Here is a 17,593-nt window from a genome sequence, read left to right on the forward strand (position 1 = left end):
CTCATCCCCCCTAAATTAGTTTGGGGCGGAGGAAGTCATCCTTGTACTCCTTGGGTAATCTGCAGACTGTTGAAACAAACGGGGACTTGTTCCCATCTTACCTCTCTTTCTTTAGGTGCATTTTTACTGCCTATATGTATCTAAAAGAGTGAGCAGGGAAGACAGAATTATAAATACCCTTAATGGAGTTAAGAATGAAAAAAGTAAGTGTAATTGCTGCTGCTGTTGCTGCAACTTTAGCTGCTGGTTCTGCTTTCGCAGTGGACTTTAACGGTTACTTCCGTGCTGGTACTGGTATTAGTGGCAACGGTGAAGCTGATGTGTCTTTCATGAAGAATGGTATTGGTCGTCTAGGTAACGAAAACGACAACTACTACGAGATCGGCCTTGCTGAAGACCTTAAAACTGGCGACCAAACTTGGCGTATCGAGTCTATGATTGCTCAAGGTAACGACGGCGCAGCTGGCTGGGAAGATGGCGACTTCAACGTTGCACAATTCGCAGTTAAAGCGAAAGGTCTGATTGCTTCTGATAAAGACGCAACCATGTGGGCTGGTAAAACTTACTACCAACGTAAAGATATCCACATCACTGACTTCTACTTCCTAAACACTTCTGGTACTGGTGGTGGTATCGAAAACCTTTCAGTAGGTAACCAAAAGCTATCTCTTGCTCTTATCCAAGATGGTGAAGATGACAACGGTAGCGGCTACATCTTTGATGCTCGTCTAGCAAACATCGGTCTATGGGAAAACGCAACACTTGAACTAGCAGCTGCGTACAACTTCTCTACTGAGAAAGATGACAAAACAATTGATGGTGATGACGGTATTCTTGCTACAGCAATCGTTCACCAAGGTCTAAGCAACGGTTTCAACCAAACTGTTCTTCAATACGGTACAGCAGGTTACGGTGTTCAAGCTGCTAACTTCTGGGGTGCTGGTGCATACTACGACCGTTCTGGCCTTCAAAACGACGCAACAGGTTACCGCTTGATCAACTGGGGTGTAATGAACCTGGGCGAAAGCTGGGAAATGGGTCACCAACTAGCTTACCTAGCAGGTTCTGACATCGGTTACGCTGGTGGTCAAGGTGATTCAGATCAGTTCTCTGTTGTAGTTCGTCCAATGTACAAGTGGAACGACACAATGCGTACTGTTTTCGAGGCGGGTTACAATGCTGGTGAAAACGAGAAAGGCGAAGACTTTGGCGGTCACAAATTTACAGTTGCTCAAGCTTGGGCAATGGGTGACAGCTTCTGGGCACGTCCAGAGCTACGTGTATACGGTTCATACATCACTGATGAAGAAGGTACTACTTTCGGTGATAAAGGTGACTCAGACTTCGTATTCGGTATCCAAGCAGAAGCTTGGTGGTAATCGAGTAGTCTCTTAGTTATCTAGCTGTCCTAGTCAAATAGCCGACATCTGTCGGCTATTTTTCTAAGGGTTTTCGAAAAGTTAGACGTTTCACCAAAGTCACTCTAAGATGCTTTAGTGCAAAAACCTTTAGAAAAATAACTAGAAGGAAAAAGTATGTACTTCCGTGCCCTCATGTTAAGTGGATGTGTCGCGCTTGCTGGCTGTCAATCCACTGAAGTAATCGAACAAGTTCAAGTTGCTCAAGCACAGCAAGTTGATGTTATCTCTGAGCTTCAAGCTGTAAAAATGAAGCTTCCTAGTTCTGCAATTGTAGATATCACTACTCAGAGCCAAGTGCTGAAATACAAAGATATCGACAGCCGTGTTGCGGTGTTTGAGTTGCCTGCTGACCGTGGCGAGTTCGCCATTAAAATCACTAGTTTGATCGAAGACACTGCTTTCGTACCAAGAGCGATTATCGTAGATAAAAACGGTAAAGAAATTGAAAACTACGGCAAAGCGGAGTTTGAGTACACAAAACCTCGTCTTCATCTTGGAAACCGTCTAGTCGCTGAAAAAGACTTCTTCCCACCAGTGGGTTTAGATTCTGTTTACCTAATTGTTTACACTGATCAATCGGATCTGGGTGGATTTACGGATGTGATTCACCCTGCGCGATTGGATGCTGAAGCTCGAGGTAACTACTTACCGGAAGTGAAAGATATTCCAGTACCAAATGGTGATACGGGTAAGGTTGAAGTCTCGATTGACCGTGTGAGTTTCTTCTCAATCGGAACATCAAGTAGTGAACCAACAGCGGCTCCAGTTGCGGTTAAAGCGGTTGAATCAGTACAGCCTGAAACACAAACTTACTACCACAACGCAATTAAAGCGGCGGTAAAAGCAGATGATATCCCTAAAGCTCTGAGCTTACTTGATGAAGCAAAAGCGTTAGGAATTGAAGGTGCGCAAGAAGTATTTGTAAAAGCAGTGAATAGCAAATAGGTAATTTCAAAAAGCCGGCTAAGATAGTCGGCTTTTTTTATTGCGCATTTAGTTATCTTTTTCACATATTATATTATTTCTATTTAAAGTTTATTTTATTTAGAGTCATAATATATATGTTCTAATTTAATTAGTACTTGGTCTAATAAAAATAAGGATATAACGTGAAAAAATTAATTATAAATACAGCATGTACTTTAGCTGCTGTGTCTATCTTGTCTGCTTGCTCGTCCACATCATCAGAAAATACAACCCAAGATGAAGTAAATAATGCGGTTGCATTTACGAGCACTCAGATTGATATGATGACAAATTGTAGTTTGCCGGATTCAGCAGAATCAGGCCCATTGTCTAAAGACATTTTTGTTGTAGGTAGTTTCCCAAATGCAGATTGGAAGCACACTACCGAGCGCAAGCTGACCTATAAGGGGAATAATGTCTATCAAGTGATTACCGATGAGGTTTCAGGTAATTACAAAATGCAGTATGCCGCTGAACAATGGAAACCCCAGTTTACTGCCAAAGGTAAAAAACTATCGGTCGGACAATTAAATGAACTGACTTACGGTGGTTACGGTACAGATACAAAACTAGAAATTAAAGAGCCTGGTAAATATCTTTGGAGTTTAGAATTTAAAGATGATGGCTCACCTTATTCAATTATGGTAAATAAGTGCCAATAATATTCCATTCAGTTATTTAAAATTTATTTTTTATTTATTAACCCCTGCATGGGAAACATGTTGGGGTTAATTTTATTTGGGAGAGTTTAATGCGCAACGTACGATATAAAAAACTATTTGGCCAATCGCTTTTAGCCTTGAGTGTGGTTGGTGTTTTATCCGCGTGTAATTCCTCTGGAGGAAGCGATAATGGCAGCACGCCACTTCCTGATGCAAGTTATGCTTGCCAAGCGAATGTAATGGCGCAAAGCAACCAACTTCGCACCTATCAAATCATGGTTGAGAGCTTTGTTGATGGTGATTCGAGTATCGGCCATGGCACAGGTTACGGCACTAGTCATCATAACGGTGATCTTCAAGGGATTATCGATTCGCTCGATTACATCCAAGACTTGGGCATGAATGCGATTTGGTTGACGCCAGTTTTTGAATCGGAAGCCATTGATGGACAAGATCATTGGGCCGACCGTTTGGATGCAACGGGCTACTTTGCTACGGACTATTTTAAGATTGATCCTCGCTTTGGCGATTTAGAAACGGCGAGAACCTTGGTTGATGAAGCACACAAACGCGGCTTGTATGTTTTCTTTGATGGCGTGTTTGGTCATCACAAAGAAGGGTTGATTAAGCCGTCTCCATCGGGTTTATTACCTTCTGGTTCGAGCAATCCGGTGGACTACCCAGCAAGCTTGGATTTCTATAAAGAAGTCGCGACTTACTGGGTCAAAGAGCTAAAAATTGATGGTTGGCGTTTAGACCAAGCGTACCAAGTTCCTACCGACGCATGGACACAAATCCGCAAAGCGGTGGATGAAGCCTCACAGAGTGTGACTTACACCAACGCGGAAGGTGATCAAGTGAATCCTCTGGGTTACATGGTGGCTGAGATTTGGAAAGGCGAATCAGAAATCGCGAGTGACGCATACGGCGCGGCTGACGATCCTGCGTTGTGCTCGGCATTCGATTTCCCAATGCGCTATCGCGTGGTGGAAACACTGGCTGTCAATGAGAGCGGTGTCGGCGGTCGTGGTGTGGATTGGTTAGACAATGGCTACCAAACACACAATCAATATCCGTCTCATGCTCAACCAAACTTGATGATTGGCAATCACGATTTAGTTCGCTTTGGTGACTTGTTGCAACGAGGCGGATTAGCGGATGTGAACGATGCTGAATACTGGCAACGCCACAAAGCCGCGTTTGCATTCCAAGCGGCTTACACCGGACCAATCACACTCTATTATGGGGATGAAATCGGTGACCAAGTTGATGGTTTTGACGCAAAAGAAGACAACAATACGTGTGCGGTTCGTGGCGTGTGTGATGACCATGTCGCTCGCAGCAGCGCCAAGATCGAAGGCGTAACGGCAACCCTAGATGCCAACCAAGTTGATCTGAAAAACTATGTTAAGTCATTGATGACGATGCGTGCTGCTCATCCTGCTTTGTATCAAGGCAGTCGCACTAACTTGGTAGCAAGCAATGGCAGTTATGTGGACTTGAAAGTATCTGGCGATGACCAAGTCTTATTTGCTTTGAATACCCTTGAGAGTGCCCGCAATATTGTGCTGACAGAAGCGCAAGTCGGCAGCAATCAAGCGCTGGTGGATTTAATCACTAACCAACAAATCACACCAAGTAACGGGCAATACCAGATCCCGATGTCATCATTACAAGGGCGCTTCTTCAAAGTGACGGCAAACACTCAATAAGTCATTCTCAATCAAGATAACCCAGACCAAGCCAAGTGTTGTTTTCTACCCCAATAGAAACGCACTTGGCTTTTTTTATCGCTTTGTCTAAGATGCCGCTCTTTTTAGTCATAGGTAGCGATATTCCACTTTGAGCTCCCGCGTTCTTTCTATACATCTCTTTGTTTTTTATCGCACAACCGACGTTGAACAGGTGAAAGAAACAGTACGCAGTTTGTGAGATGTGCTGCACGATAATGAAAATATTCACATTCATGCAACGTCAAACTGTGATTTATGACTTACTCATGTGTAATTGTTATGTTTATCTTTTTGGGGATTTATATAACTAATGGAAAATTATAATGAAATCCATAACGAACCCCCTCTGTCTCTTGCCTCTCATTTGCTCTCCGATCGCCTATGCTGAGGTCTTGAATGGAGACTTTGAACAGTGGAATGGTAATGCACCAACGCAGTGGTCTGTGATTGATTCCGGCATTGCTGTTTCACCGACCAGTGACCCGCACCAATCTGGTGGTCTAGCGGCTCAAGTTATCGTAAATACAGGCACCCAAAGCAACACCGACTTTTTGCAAACCATTAATGTGGAGCAAGGGAAAACCTACCCATTTTCTGTCGCGGTTTATCATACAGAAGGTAATGTTAAAGCGCGTTTGGTGGTTGATGGATACCACAGCTACTCTAATCCTCAGCAAACCAATCAGTGGCAACAACTCACGCACAGTTACACTGCATCATCAAACAAAACGATCAATGTCGGGTTACGCTTTTATGATGAGTCGGGTTTTGACGGTTCTGAAGTCGTTTATGTCGATAACTTTCAGCCAAACCAAAATGGTGGCACTCAGCCACCGGTAGAAAGCTGTAATGACAACGAAGTGTTACTGACATTGAACACCGATAGCTATGGCTCAGAAACCAGCTGGGAACTGAAGGATAGCCATTCAAAAGTGTTGTTTTCTGGCCAAGGTTTTGACTCTTCGAAAACCTACGAAAAAACCATGTGCCTAGTGAACGGTGATTACCAGTTTACGATCAGTGATAGCTACGGGGATGGGATTTGTTGCGGTAACGGCAGTGGCTCATACGCCTTAATGTTTGGCCAAACCACATTAGCGTCTGGTGGTGAATTCACGAAATCTCAAACCACAAGCTTTACTCTTGGCGGTTCAACGACGCCTCCGCCTGTTGTGGGTGAGTACTATAAAGCCGCAGAAGGCAAAACAGGTTTTGAGTTGAAAACAGCGCTGTTTAACATCATCAAGGATCACACAGGACGCGGCTACTCAGCGATTTGGACCTTAGTGAAAGACGCGGACATAGACACCTACTACGAGAAAGATGGCTCCATTCTCGATATGTATTCTGAAAAACCATCTGGCAGCGATGCGGTGAGCTTTACCAAGGTCACTGACCAATGTGGCCAATACAAAACGGAAGGCGATTGCTACAACCGTGAACATTCATTCCCTAAGAGCTGGTTTGGTGGCAAGGTTGAACCGATGAACTCGGATGGTCACCACTTGTTTGCAACCGATGGTTATGTGAATGCGAAGCGCAGCAACTGGCCATTTGGTGAAGTGGGTAACAGCACTTACGTATCTAGCAATGGCTCAAAAGTCGGGTCAGCAAGCTCTACTTTGGGCTATTCAGGAACGGTATTTGAGCCTATTGATGAGTTCAAAGGTGATTTTGCTCGTGCGTATTTCTACATGGCGACGCGCTATGAAAACATCATTGGCAACTGGGAAAGCAACTCTAGTAACTCTGACGCGGTATTGAACGGCACGAAAACGACCGTCTTTGAACCATGGATGCTGAACATGTTGAAACGTTGGCACAAAAACGATCCTGTCAGCGCGAAAGAGATCAGCCGTAACCAAGCGGTGTTTGAATTCCAAGGTAACCGCAACCCGTTTGTGGATCACCCTGAGTTTGTAGAGATCATTTGGGGAAACTAACCCCATAGCTAAAGCAAATCGTTAGAAACAACAAAGCCGCCATCGTCACTGCTCGGGCGGCTTTTTTAATAGCGTTTTACAGGCACAAAAAAGGGGAGGTTTTACCCTCCCCAAGCTAGCACATGATTGCGCCTACTGTTTTTAGTTCTTAGTCACTGTCACGATTGGCGCTGCTTTATCTGCTGCGTTGAAGTGGAAGTTGTAGTTTCCTGCTTCTGCAATCGTGATTTTAAGGTTCGCACTTGAACCGCCTGCATCCATAGTAACGGCTGTGTCTAGCTCAACACTTCCTTCGCCACCAAAGTTGGTTGCATCAGCCCAATCTGCACTAGCGATCTTCATTTCGTAGCTGCCTGCTGCTAGGTCGATATCTAGCGAGTAAACATCTGCTGCAACGTAAGTGAATTTCGCACTTGAGGTCTCAGCTGGAGTATCCCAAGTCGTGATTGTGCCGCGTAGGAACAGTGAAGTTTCACCGAACGTTGGCGCGTCTGCTGCTTTCGTTACAGAAACAACTGGTTTGTCAGCTGAATCGCTTTGCTCATGAATTGCATTTAGAACGAAAGTGTATTTGCCTGTTTCAGTAACGGACAATGCACAGTTACCCTCAGTACCCAAGTCTAGAGATCCAGAAGCTTGTTCTGCGTAATCACAGCCAAAGTTTGGTGTACCCCAGCTATTATCAGCAAACTTAAAGCCGTAATCACCAGCTTCAAGTACACCAGTTACCGAGTACATACCGTTGCCAAGGAATGACATTTCCCATTCTTCTGATGGATTCCAACCGTTCATGTCACCACGAACATAAACTTTGGTTTCACCGTAAGGAGGAATGCTCGATACGTCTTTATTGTCAGTATTTACAGGTAGACCTGCACCTTGAGCGCCGTTTTGTGGTTGAACAAATACAGCTGTTGTTAGTGCTGGAACCGTAAAGGTTTCGCCAGAGAAGCTTGCGCCTTTCACACGGCTATCTGCAGAGTCTTTTTGAACTTCATGCAGTTCGAAGCCAGTTGCACCTTCAACTTTGAACGATTTCGTTTCTGATGTTGAGTTCACTACAGCCACGATTGCATCGTAGTTCGCGTCGAGATCTTTACCTGCTGATACACCGTCATCAATAGACATGACGATCAAGCCTTCCACTTGGTCTTTGCCTACGTTGCGGAAGTCAACGCGGTTCATGACTTCTTGAGCGGTATCTAAACGGAACAGTTCGCTTGAGCTACGGATAGTCAGTAGTTCTAGGAATTGTTGCTTAGTTAGCTCGATATCGTCAGTGTTTGGCATCGCAGTGCTGTCAGCAACGATAGTTTTGATCAACTCCCAGTTTGCGCCGTCTTTGTCTTCACGAGGTAGACCGACGTTCCAGTTGTTGTCGCTACCGTCGAAGTAAACGCGGTTGAACCAGTCACCTGAGTCGTAAGAGTCACGCTGCATTGATTTCGAACGCAGTAGCTCAGAACCCATGTGGATGAACGGGATACCTTGACCAAGCATTACCGTAGATAGAGATACAGTTTGCATACGTGCGCGGTCAGCAGATGAAGTGCCAGTCGCGATCTTGTACGCGTTGTTGTCCCATAGCGTTTGGTTATCGTGCTTAGATACGTAAGAGATGTTCTCAGAAGGGATCTTAGTGTAACCCGCTGGTGCACCGTTGTAGTCTACGTTCTTACCAAGTTTAGTTTCACCTTCGAAGTCTAGAAGAACGAATTCTGCTAGGTTACCTGCCATACCCAGACGTACTAAGTCTTGGTTGTGTAGACGACCGTTTACCGCTTCTGCATCTGTCTTCGTTTCTTCGTTCGGGTAACCTGCGTTACCAAAACCTTGGTTAAAGCGAAGTGGGTGCTTACCTTCAGAGTCCACACCGCCATCGAATGGGCTACCACCACGAACCGCGTCACGTAGACGGTCAGAGAAGGTACCGATGCCAGTGCCAGCCATGTTGATTTGTGTAGCTTGGTCGAAGCGAGCGTTGTTTGCTACTTCACCGAAGTCCCAACCTTCACCGTAGAATAGCGTATTTTCATCGACTTCTTTAACGCGCTTCAGAGCGTATTCCATCAAGTCTTTTGGTTGGTGTGCCATCAAGTCAAAACGGAAGCCGTCAACTTTGTAGTCGTCCGCCCACACAAGCAATGAGTCAACCATCAGTTTACCCATCATCAAGTTCTCAGTTGCTGTGTTGTCACAACAAGTTGAGTTCTCAACGCCACCCGTGTTCACATTCAGACGGTGGTAGTATCCTGGGACGATCTTATCTAGGACAGATTTTTCGTTTACGCCCGATGCATTAGTGTGGTTGTACACCACGTCCATCACCAGCTTCAGATCCATTTTGTGTGTCGCTTGAACCATTTCACGGAATTCAAGGATACGTTTAGAACCGTTTGGATCGGTCGCGTAGCTGCCTTCTGGCACAGTGTAGTGGAATGGGTCGTAACCCCAGTTGAAGCTGTCTAGCATGCGTAGATCGTTCATCAGTGCTTGTGCAGCACCCGTTGCTGGATCGTAGCTGTTTAGCACGTCTTCAATGATTTTAGCGTCGTCTTCTGTTTCACAGATTGAAGCCGCTGGTTTGATGCCACATAGCTTGCCTACGGTATCGGTGATATCAACGCGGTTTTCTGCGTTTTCGTCAACCGTTGCAATATCGAACGCTGGAAGAATGTGAAGCGTGGTTAGACCTGCGTCTTTCAGTGCTTGCAGGTGAGTAACCGACTCACGCTCTGCTTCTGTTAGTGCTAGGTACTTACCGTTTAGAGATTGCGTACCTTTCGTATCGCTAAAGCTGAAGTCACGAAGGTGTGATTCGTAAAGAACGTGGTCTTCATCTTTTGCAACCGTTGGGCGGTCGTAGTTATCCCACTCTGCTGGTTTCAACGCAGCGCTGTCTAGATCGACAACTTGTGAGTACATTGAATTTTGCGACAAGCTTAGCGAGTAAGGGTCAGTCACTAGACGAGTTTCAACAACACCAGTGGTTGGGTGGTAAACCTTCACTTGGTAACGGTAGAACTTGTTCAGTACGTTGCCTTGCGCTTCTGATTCCCAGATACCTGTTTCTGGGTTCTCAGTCATTGCAACTGTCGCTTCTTCCGCAAAGTTCGCATCGTAGATGATTAGGTCAACGTCTTGCGCTGTTGGTGCCCAAAGTTTGAATGTTGCCGCGCTACCTTCAACAATTGCGCCCAACTCTTCACTGATTGCATTACCTGCATCTTCATCTGCAAATACGGCATCAAGCACGCCTGGTTTTTGTACTTCAGTAGCTGAAGTCACATCGCCATCGGCATTGTAAGCGACCATTACGATTTGTGATTTCAAAATCGTACGTAGTGTCTCGGCATTCACGTCGATGCCCGCCGCTTGCAGGCTAGCAAGGTGACGGAAACGCTCTTTTAGTTCATCAGACAAGTCGCCAGCTTTTGTCAGCTCAACCGCTGTACCGCCAGTGATTTGCTTGTCTTCATCCATCTTGATGTCATTGGTCAAGCTGTAGTAAAGCTTCATTGAGTCAGCGCTACCTGCCGCTTCCCAAGCTATGGTTTCAGCGTCTAACCAATGGGCTTTTTGGCCATCGATGTCTACAGGGCGTTCTTCGATTGGCTCGTAGTAAAGCTCGCTGCTGCCGTGGAAGCCGAATAGACCTTGTGATTCACCTAGCTTGGTCAGTTCCACTTTAGAGTTTGCGCTGCCGAAGGCTTTTTCGTCGCCTTTGTGCAGGATGAAGTTCATACAGTTGTGTGGGTCAGACGCATCTGGATCGACTTTAAGCACGTAGTACGCACCGTAAGTGTCGCTGATGCCATCGAATGGGAGTGGTGATGCCCAGTCTGTACCACCGTCAGCAATACCCATTGCTTCTAGGTCAGTACTGGTACAGCCTTCACCATTCCAAAGGTGCAGACCCCAACCTTCGTAGTCGCTTGCTGTTGAAGCTGATGCTACGTCACGTTTGTAATAGATGACAACTTCGTTCTCTCCCGCAGGGTGTAGGCCAGAGCCCGGGTTCGTTGTGTCATCGCTAGAGCTATCACTGCCACAACCGCTGATAACCGCTACGGAAATCAAAGGCAGAACGGTTTTGGCGATCGCTGATAATTTAAATGTTTTATTGTCCACGTTTACAAATCCATTGTTATTGAATTGATAATAGATTGGCAAAATGCCGAAAAGGAAATGTTCAACTAGATGCTAATACACTGAACTATCAGCAAAATGTGAGAGCAGGCCGTTAAGTTTTTTACAAGTGAAAATTTTCTATCACAGTAGATTTTGTTCACAAATTAAATAATAAATCGGTCGCATAGTGAGATGTCGAGCACAGCCTAATGATGTAAATTTTTATAGGAGGAGAAAGGGGGGATGATAGGGGATGAGAATGTCTAAGCCCCAAAACTGTGACTTATTTCTATAAAAATAAGGGGGATATTTATCGACTAAAAATAAGTTTGGTTGATATTGAATAAAAAGACGTCATTCATGACATGTAAACTTCAGATTTTACTTACACGGTCGTTATATAATGGAGACGGTGTGCGCTTCATTGCGTGAGCGTATTGACACCCAAATTCGAATTTACAAGATTTTCCTATCGAAGGGGAAATCCTTATGGGCCCGATTTAAAAGAGGCGGTTTATGAGTAGTATGGGCATTGCTATTGCAGCAACTGGCCTTTCACTCATCCTGATATTTGTTTGGATGATCTCGTTGTCGATGCGAAAGCAACGTCTCGAGGCAGAGAGGAAAGCGCGCGAGGCGGCGTATCGCAAGGCGATGCAAAAAGCGCGAGAGCAAGAACGTAAAGAACGTGCGTTTAAGGCGGAAACGGGTCATGTGCCGACCATTCTTTATTTAGCAAAAGAAGCGGAACGAGAAAACATCAAGCAAGCTCTGTATTGGTACGACAAAGCCGCCAAACTGGATAACGTTACCGGCATGTACGGTGTCGTTCGTTTGGCAGAGCGCATGCGTGAAGACGTGATCTTAAGAGAGCAAGCCAACTTTTGGCGCACGGCGATTGCGGGCTTAGAAGGAGATGTTGAGGCGAAGTTTGCCACTGGTAAAGCGCTCGTATTTGGGCGTGGCACAGAGAAAAACATTCCTAAAGGTCACCAATTAATCGAAGAAGCTGCTGATGAAGGCTGCATTCCAGCCATGCTCTATATGGGTGAGTGGCAACTGTCACCAGAAAATCCATCAGGTCAGCGAGCTGACGCCTTATTTTGGTTTATGAAAGCCGCAGAACAAGACAGTGCGGATGGCAAAATCCAAGTTGGCCTTTGTTACCTCAATGGCATTGGTACTGAAAAGAGCATGGTAAAAGGCTGCTACTGGTTAGAACGAGCAGCAGAATGTGGCAGTGCAGAGGCCATGTATCATGCCGGTGAAGCTTGGAAAGACACAGGCAAAACAGGTAACGCGATTGCTTACGTTTGGTTGTTCTTGTCTGCGAACATGGGTTATGAGCCTGCGCGAGTTGTACGTGATGAGGTCGCCAGCAACATCGGTGTAGATGTGGTGGTTGGCTTACAATCAATTGCTAAGCCGCTACAAAGAAAGTTAGCGTCTGGTGTTGTGAAGAAGCATTCCATCATTCGTGCATTGAACAAGGTCTACAAACGTGAAGTTTACTTCCCTGGTGAAGAGGAGCTAAACGAGCTGCTCAGTGAGGAACATCATGATGAAGCAAGCCTCCTCGGTGACACACCAGAGTTGAACTTTGAAACGGAGATGCCTGTTCAACAAGAGTTTGCTCCTCCACCAAAGCAACCTTCCAAAGAAGTGCTCGATTTTACGCAAAACTTTTTACAGCCACAGAATCTCAACAAGCCTCATTCGTGAGGCTTTTTTATCACTCAAATCCTTCTTTATTCTATCGCTTGCATAGTTGTTGAGTGATCTTTATGCAAAGCTTCAACAGAATTTTACTTGCCACCAATCTATTCCTATATAAATCGATAAATAGAGGGAAATCCCCCCTTGCTGCAAATACATGAATTAAGCTCCAATCCGTTATTATTGATTAGCTCGTACTATAGCTATGAAAATAATTTGTTAGCTTAAATTTTGTTTTTCTAATGACACTCATTACTTTAACTAATATTTGGTATTAAGTTTTATATTACTAAATCTTAATTTCTATTTTTGGTTTCAATTAGTGTCTGTTGATCTTTAACTAAATTAAGCGCAATATACCCAAAAATAAAAATAGCGCACACTCTGCGTATAAATACAGTAAGAAGCAACCTGTTATTATCCTTTTCAACATAAAGGGGCAACGTCATGCTCTTTTTATGTCCATTAGAGATTTGTGTATGTTGAGAATCATTAGTGCAGATAAGTTCATCTCTTCAAGGTTTATCTTGGAATACAGCAAAGTGGAATTTGCATCTTTGTTGGGTGTTTCCGTTGCTAAGATAACCAATATAGAGAACGGCAAAACATCGATTCCCCCGGTGTACGATTACGCCATCAATCACTTGCTTAGTGAGCACCCGTTTAAAGACAGTGCGATGGATGCCTTGTGCTCCCATGAAACGCTTAACTTTGCTCGCCGTGTCGATGTAAACAGTAAGGTGCAACGCTTGTCGTGTAAGCGCTGTGACAGCCGAAGGCTACATGTGATGGCTGGCATGAGTGGCCTGTACTTTGTCGAATGTATGGACTGCAAACACACCATGTATTCGTCAGGTAACGCGGTGAAACGGTATCAATTGTGGTCAAATAACGGCGTTAAACTCGATAGCCATTTGTTTGATTAGACTTGATCTCTACGTTTGTCGAAGAAAGCACCAAAGAAAAAACAATAACGTGAAAAGCCATCAGCAGAAATGTTGATGGCTTTTTGTTTATGGTTTATAAATTGTTAAATATAAGCGTATTTATTGTGTTTGTTATTGCTAATAAATCAATCCTGTCAAATATAGAGTGATGAAAATCGCAAAATTTTATTTTCTTTTGATTCCTTTTTTAATAATAACTGGTGAGGTCACATAATTCTTCACCTGAATTCAATTTAAACCAAAATTCAATATCATTGGCTTATCGAAAGGAAAGTGATAAAGATCGCGAAATTTTATTTCGAGAAAATAAGAGTTTTAATTATGAACGAATAATCACGAAATTTGTTTTTTGAATTTTAAATATTAATTTCACTTGTAATATCTGTGCTTGTCGTCTTTACAGAACAAATAAGAGATATTTCAAATGAAACGTTTAATTATCGGTGTTAGTAATTACATGCCAGAAGACTTCAGTTTATTATCTGAATCTTTGGATGAGCAATTTAACCGAACTTTAAAACCACTTGAGCACGTCGAATTAACCGACGTTGGCGCTGCAATTATTACTTCTGCAGATATTAAGGCTGGTCTACACAAAATTATTTCTGAAACGGGTTATGGCATTCCGGTTTTCTTAGTTACAGATGAAAACCCAGTTTCAGCAGAAGATTACGTATGGTTAACCGGCGTTATCGATTTGGAAAGACAGTCAATTGAATACTACGGTCGCCAAATCAATGAGGCTGTCACCAAATACGAATGTCGCCTACTTCCACCTTTCTTCAAACAATTGACTCACTACGTGGAAATGGGCAACTCTGCATTCGACTGTCCAGGACACCAAGGCGGTCAGTTCTTCAAAAAACACCCAGCAGGTAAACAGTTCTACGATTTCTTCGGTGAAAACCTATTCCGTAGTGACTTGTGTAACGCGGACGTTGATTTAGGTGACTTGCTGATCCACGAAGGTTCTGCTCACCAAGCTCAAGCGCACGCAGCAAAAGTGTTCAACTCAGACAAAACTTACTTCGTACTCAACGGCACTTCAGCATCAAACAAAGTGGTTTGTAACGCGTTAGTGACCGAGGGTGACTTGGTGATGTTTGACCGTAACAACCACAAATCAAACCACCACGGCGCATTGATCCAAGCGGGCGGTATGCCAGTTTACCTAGAAACGGCACGTAACCCTTGGGGCTTTATTGGTGGTATGGATGAGCACTGTTTTGATGAAGAATACATCCGTGCTCAAATCGCGAAAGTGTCACCAGAGCGTGCTCGTGATGAACGTCCTTTCCGTCTTGCGATCATCCAATTAGGTACTTACGACGGTACCATCTACAACGCACGTTACGTGATGGATAAGATTGGTCATCTCTGTGACTACATCCTATTTGACTCGGCATGGGTGGGCTACGAGCAGTTCATTCCTATGATGAAAGACTGTTCTCCACTGCTACTGGATCTGAAACCAGAAGATGCGGGTGTGATTGTGACTCAGTCTGTTCACAAGCAACAAGCTGGCTTCTCTCAAACCTCGCAGATCCATAAAAAAGACCACCACATCAAAGGTCAGGCTCGCTACTGTAACCACAAACGCTTCAACAACGCGTTTATGATGCACGCGTCAACTTCACCATTCTACGCGCTGTTCTCGGCATTGGATGTGAACGCGAAGATCCACGATGGTGAAGCGGGTCTGCGCCTATGGCGTGATGCGGTTAAGACAGGTATCGAAGCACGTAAAGAAATCCTGAAAAGTTGTGAGCTGATTCGTCCGTTCATTCCTGACCAAGTTGATGGTCAACCATGGGGCAGTTATGACACCGATCTTATCGCAACCAATAAGAAGTTCTTCATGTTCGAGCCAGACGCAAGCTGGCACAAATTTGAAGGCTACGGCGAAGGTCAGTACTTCGTTGACCCATGTAAATTGCTACTCACTACAGCAGGTATTGCTGAAGATGGTAGCTACGCAGACTTTGGTATTCCTGCAACGTTATTGGCGAACTTCCTACGTGAAAACGGCATCATCCCTGAGAAGTGTGACTTGAACTCTATCTTGTTCCTTCTCACTCCAGCAGAGGACATGGGTAAGATCCGTCATCTTGTGGCGCAAATTAACCGCTTCGAAAAATTCATTCGTGATGACGCGCCGCTAAACATCGTGCTTCCTCGCGTCTATGAAGCGAACAAAGAGCGTTACCGCGGCTACACCATCCGTCAGCTATGTCAGGAAATGCATGACATGTATAAAGAGCTGAACGTGAAACAGCTACAAAAAGCGATGTTCCGTAGCGAATACTTCCCAACCATGGTGCACAAACCAGATGTGGCAACACGCAAATACTTCCGCGGCGAGTGTGATTACTTGCCTCTGAAAGAAGCGGTAGGTCGTGTCGCTGCAGAAGGTGCACTTCCTTATCCTCCAGGCATTATCTGTGTGATCACGGGCGAAATCTGGACTCAACAAGTGGTCGATTACTTCTTATCTCTAGAAGAAGGCATCAACCGATTCCCAGGCTTCGCACCAGAGATTCAAGGTGTGTACCTAGAAGACGTCAATGGCCGCACCACCGCCCATTGCTACGCCCTTAAAGATTAATCTACCCCGTTCGCATCGTGACTTGGTTGTCGCGGTGCGAACCGTTTATTCGTGGAGAATAATTTATGAGTACTGAAACCAAAAAAATGTCGGTGGTGCAGCTAACCATTCTGACATTCATTAACATGGCTGGCTCGGGCATCATTATGCTGCCAAGTAAGTTGGCGCAAGTGGGCACGATTTCGATTCTATCTTGGCTGATTACTGCGGCGGGTTCATTGGCATTGGCTTATGTGTTCGCAAAATGTGGTCGCTTTAGCAAACGTGACGGTGGTATGAACGGTTATGCGTCGTACGCGTTTGGTAAATCGGGGGCGTTTATGGCGGGTTGGACCTACGGCTTGTCATTGTTGATTGCCAACATCGCAATTGCGATTACCTGTGTAGGCTATGGCTCGGCTTTCTTCGAAGTGACTTTGTCGCCAGTCGAAACCTGTCTGTACACCATCGCTATCCTTTGGATTTGTACCTTCGCTAACTTTGGTGGTGCGAAGATCACCGGTCAAATCGGCTCGTTTACGGTTTGGGGCGTTATCCTGCCAGTGTGTTCTTTGGGTATTGTTGGTTGGTTCTACTTCAGCCCAACCATGTACGTAGAAGCGTGGAACCCACACCACTTACCATTTGGTGAAGCAGTAAGCGCGTCAATCGCAATGACACTTTGGGCATTCCTAGGTCTTGAATCGGCTTGTGCGAACTCAGAAGCGGTAGAAAACCCAGAGAAGAACGTACCAATCGCAGTATTGGGCGGTACGCTGATTGCGGCTGTGGTTTACATTGTTTCAACCAACATCTGTTCTGGTATCGTGGCGAACTCTGAGCTTGCTGCCTCTACCGCGCCATTCTCGACAGTATGGACAGTGATGCTAGGTTCTACGGCGGGTAAAGTGGTTGCGGGCATGGCCGTTCTCGCTTGTGCAGGTTCACTACTGGGTTGGCAGTTCACTATCGCGTCCGTATTCAAATCATCTTCAGATGCAGGCTTCTTCCCGAAACTGTTCTCACAAGTTGATAAACGCGGCACACCAATCAAAGGTATGGTGGCAATTACGGTTATCCAGTCGGTGCTTTCTTTGATGACTATATCACCAACATTGAACGAGCAATTTGAAGCGCTGGTTAATCTAGCGGTAGTGACGAACGTTATTCCTTACATCCTATGTATGGGCGCAATCTTCATCATGCAGCAAGTGGCGCACGTGCCTGAGCGCGAAATGAAGACCACGAATATCATTGCGCTAGTCGGTTCTCTATACAGCTTCTATGCGTTGTACGGCTCTGGCTACGAAGCCATGATGTGGGGTTCAATCGTTACCTTCCTAGGCTGGAGTGCATACGGTCTGATTGCTTCTAAGCATGAACCTCTCGTGAACTAGTTTTTTCAATCGAGCCTTCCCATACGCGGTGTGGAAGGCTCTTTTGCTTTTTATCCATTCAGTAAGTTAAGGAAACAGCACCACTCACAACGT

General features: G+C 45.0%; 10 protein-coding genes. 9 read left to right on the forward strand and 1 reads right to left on the reverse strand.

Going from position 1 to position 17,593, the window contains the following annotated elements:
• Positions 1-194: 194 nt before the first annotated feature.
• The 5 genes from lamB to KIT90_RS11735 all read left to right on the forward strand — a co-directional run bounded on the left by lamB (position 195) and on the right by KIT90_RS11735 (position 6,725).
• Positions 195-1,379: a maltoporin LamB gene (gene lamB / locus KIT90_RS11715; protein WP_038894585.1), complete on the forward strand. Its 1,185-nt coding sequence runs from the start codon at positions 195-197 to the stop codon at positions 1,377-1,379.
• Between the two features lie 156 nt (positions 1,380-1,535).
• Positions 1,536-2,366: a MalM family protein gene (locus KIT90_RS11720; protein WP_258491163.1), complete on the forward strand. Its 831-nt coding sequence runs from the start codon at positions 1,536-1,538 to the stop codon at positions 2,364-2,366.
• Positions 2,367-2,530: 164 nt separating this feature from the next.
• Positions 2,531-3,049, forward strand: coding sequence for a glycosidase (locus KIT90_RS11725; RefSeq protein ID WP_258491162.1), 519 nt, complete (start codon positions 2,531-2,533; stop codon positions 3,047-3,049).
• A gap of 89 nt (positions 3,050-3,138) precedes the next feature.
• Positions 3,139-4,761 (forward strand): alpha-amylase family glycosyl hydrolase, encoded by a 1,623-nt coding sequence (locus KIT90_RS11730; protein ID WP_285376779.1) that lies wholly within the window; start codon positions 3,139-3,141, stop codon positions 4,759-4,761.
• Positions 4,762-5,105: 344 nt separating this feature from the next.
• Complete coding sequence (locus KIT90_RS11735; RefSeq protein ID WP_285376781.1) at positions 5,106-6,725, forward strand: endonuclease; 1,620 nt, start codon at positions 5,106-5,108, stop codon at positions 6,723-6,725.
• Positions 6,726-6,866: 141 nt separating this feature from the next.
• On the opposite strand, the gene pulA is transcribed toward KIT90_RS11735, so the two are convergent.
• A complete protein-coding gene (gene pulA, locus KIT90_RS11740) occupies positions 6,867-10,856 on the reverse strand; it encodes a pullulanase-type alpha-1,6-glucosidase (protein WP_285376783.1) in 3,990 nt (1,329 codons plus the stop codon).
• Between the two features lie 516 nt (positions 10,857-11,372).
• Here pulA and KIT90_RS11745 point away from each other — a divergent pair.
• The 4 genes from KIT90_RS11745 to potE all read left to right on the forward strand — a co-directional run bounded on the left by KIT90_RS11745 (position 11,373) and on the right by potE (position 17,500).
• The gene (locus KIT90_RS11745) at positions 11,373-12,578 is read left to right on the forward strand and encodes a tetratricopeptide repeat protein (protein WP_050910095.1); all 1,206 of its coding nucleotides are present in this window, start codon (positions 11,373-11,375) and stop codon (positions 12,576-12,578) included.
• A gap of 473 nt (positions 12,579-13,051) precedes the next feature.
• Positions 13,052-13,498 carry a helix-turn-helix transcriptional regulator gene (locus KIT90_RS11750; protein WP_009706527.1) on the forward strand — a complete coding sequence of 149 codons (447 nt, stop codon included), beginning with the start codon at positions 13,052-13,054 and terminating at the stop codon, positions 13,496-13,498.
• A 445-nt stretch (positions 13,499-13,943) separates the two neighbouring features.
• Positions 13,944-16,124: an ornithine decarboxylase SpeF gene (speF, locus tag KIT90_RS11755; RefSeq protein ID WP_005429232.1), complete on the forward strand. Its 2,181-nt coding sequence runs from the start codon at positions 13,944-13,946 to the stop codon at positions 16,122-16,124.
• A 65-nt stretch (positions 16,125-16,189) separates the two neighbouring features.
• Entirely contained in the window at positions 16,190-17,500 is a 1,311-nt protein-coding gene (gene potE / locus KIT90_RS11760) for a putrescine-ornithine antiporter (RefSeq protein WP_005437812.1), read from the forward strand.
• Positions 17,501-17,593 lie beyond the last annotated feature (93 nt).

The sequence above is a fragment of the Vibrio sp. B172a genome, assembly GCF_030248355.1.
GTDB classification, from domain to species: domain Bacteria; phylum Pseudomonadota; class Gammaproteobacteria; order Enterobacterales; family Vibrionaceae; genus Vibrio; species Vibrio owensii.

Bases quoted from the DNA above. Each gene is read 5' to 3' on its own strand.
- lamB (WP_038894585.1), top strand. From the start codon at position 195: ATGAAAAAAGTAAGTGTAATTGCTGCTGCTGTTGCTGCAACTTTAGCT.
- KIT90_RS11720 (WP_258491163.1), top strand. From the start codon at position 1,536: ATGTACTTCCGTGCCCTCATGTTAAGTGGATGTGTCGCGCTTGCTGGC.
- KIT90_RS11730 (WP_285376779.1), top strand. From the start codon at position 3,139: ATGCGCAACGTACGATATAAAAAACTATTTGGCCAATCGCTTTTAGCC.
- KIT90_RS11735 (WP_285376781.1), top strand. From the start codon at position 5,106: ATGAAATCCATAACGAACCCCCTCTGTCTCTTGCCTCTCATTTGCTCT.
- KIT90_RS11745 (WP_050910095.1), top strand. From the start codon at position 11,373: ATGAGTAGTATGGGCATTGCTATTGCAGCAACTGGCCTTTCACTCATC.
- KIT90_RS11750 (WP_009706527.1), top strand. From the start codon at position 13,052: ATGTTGAGAATCATTAGTGCAGATAAGTTCATCTCTTCAAGGTTTATC.
- speF (WP_005429232.1), top strand. From the start codon at position 13,944: ATGAAACGTTTAATTATCGGTGTTAGTAATTACATGCCAGAAGACTTC.
- potE (WP_005437812.1), top strand. From the start codon at position 16,190: ATGAGTACTGAAACCAAAAAAATGTCGGTGGTGCAGCTAACCATTCTG.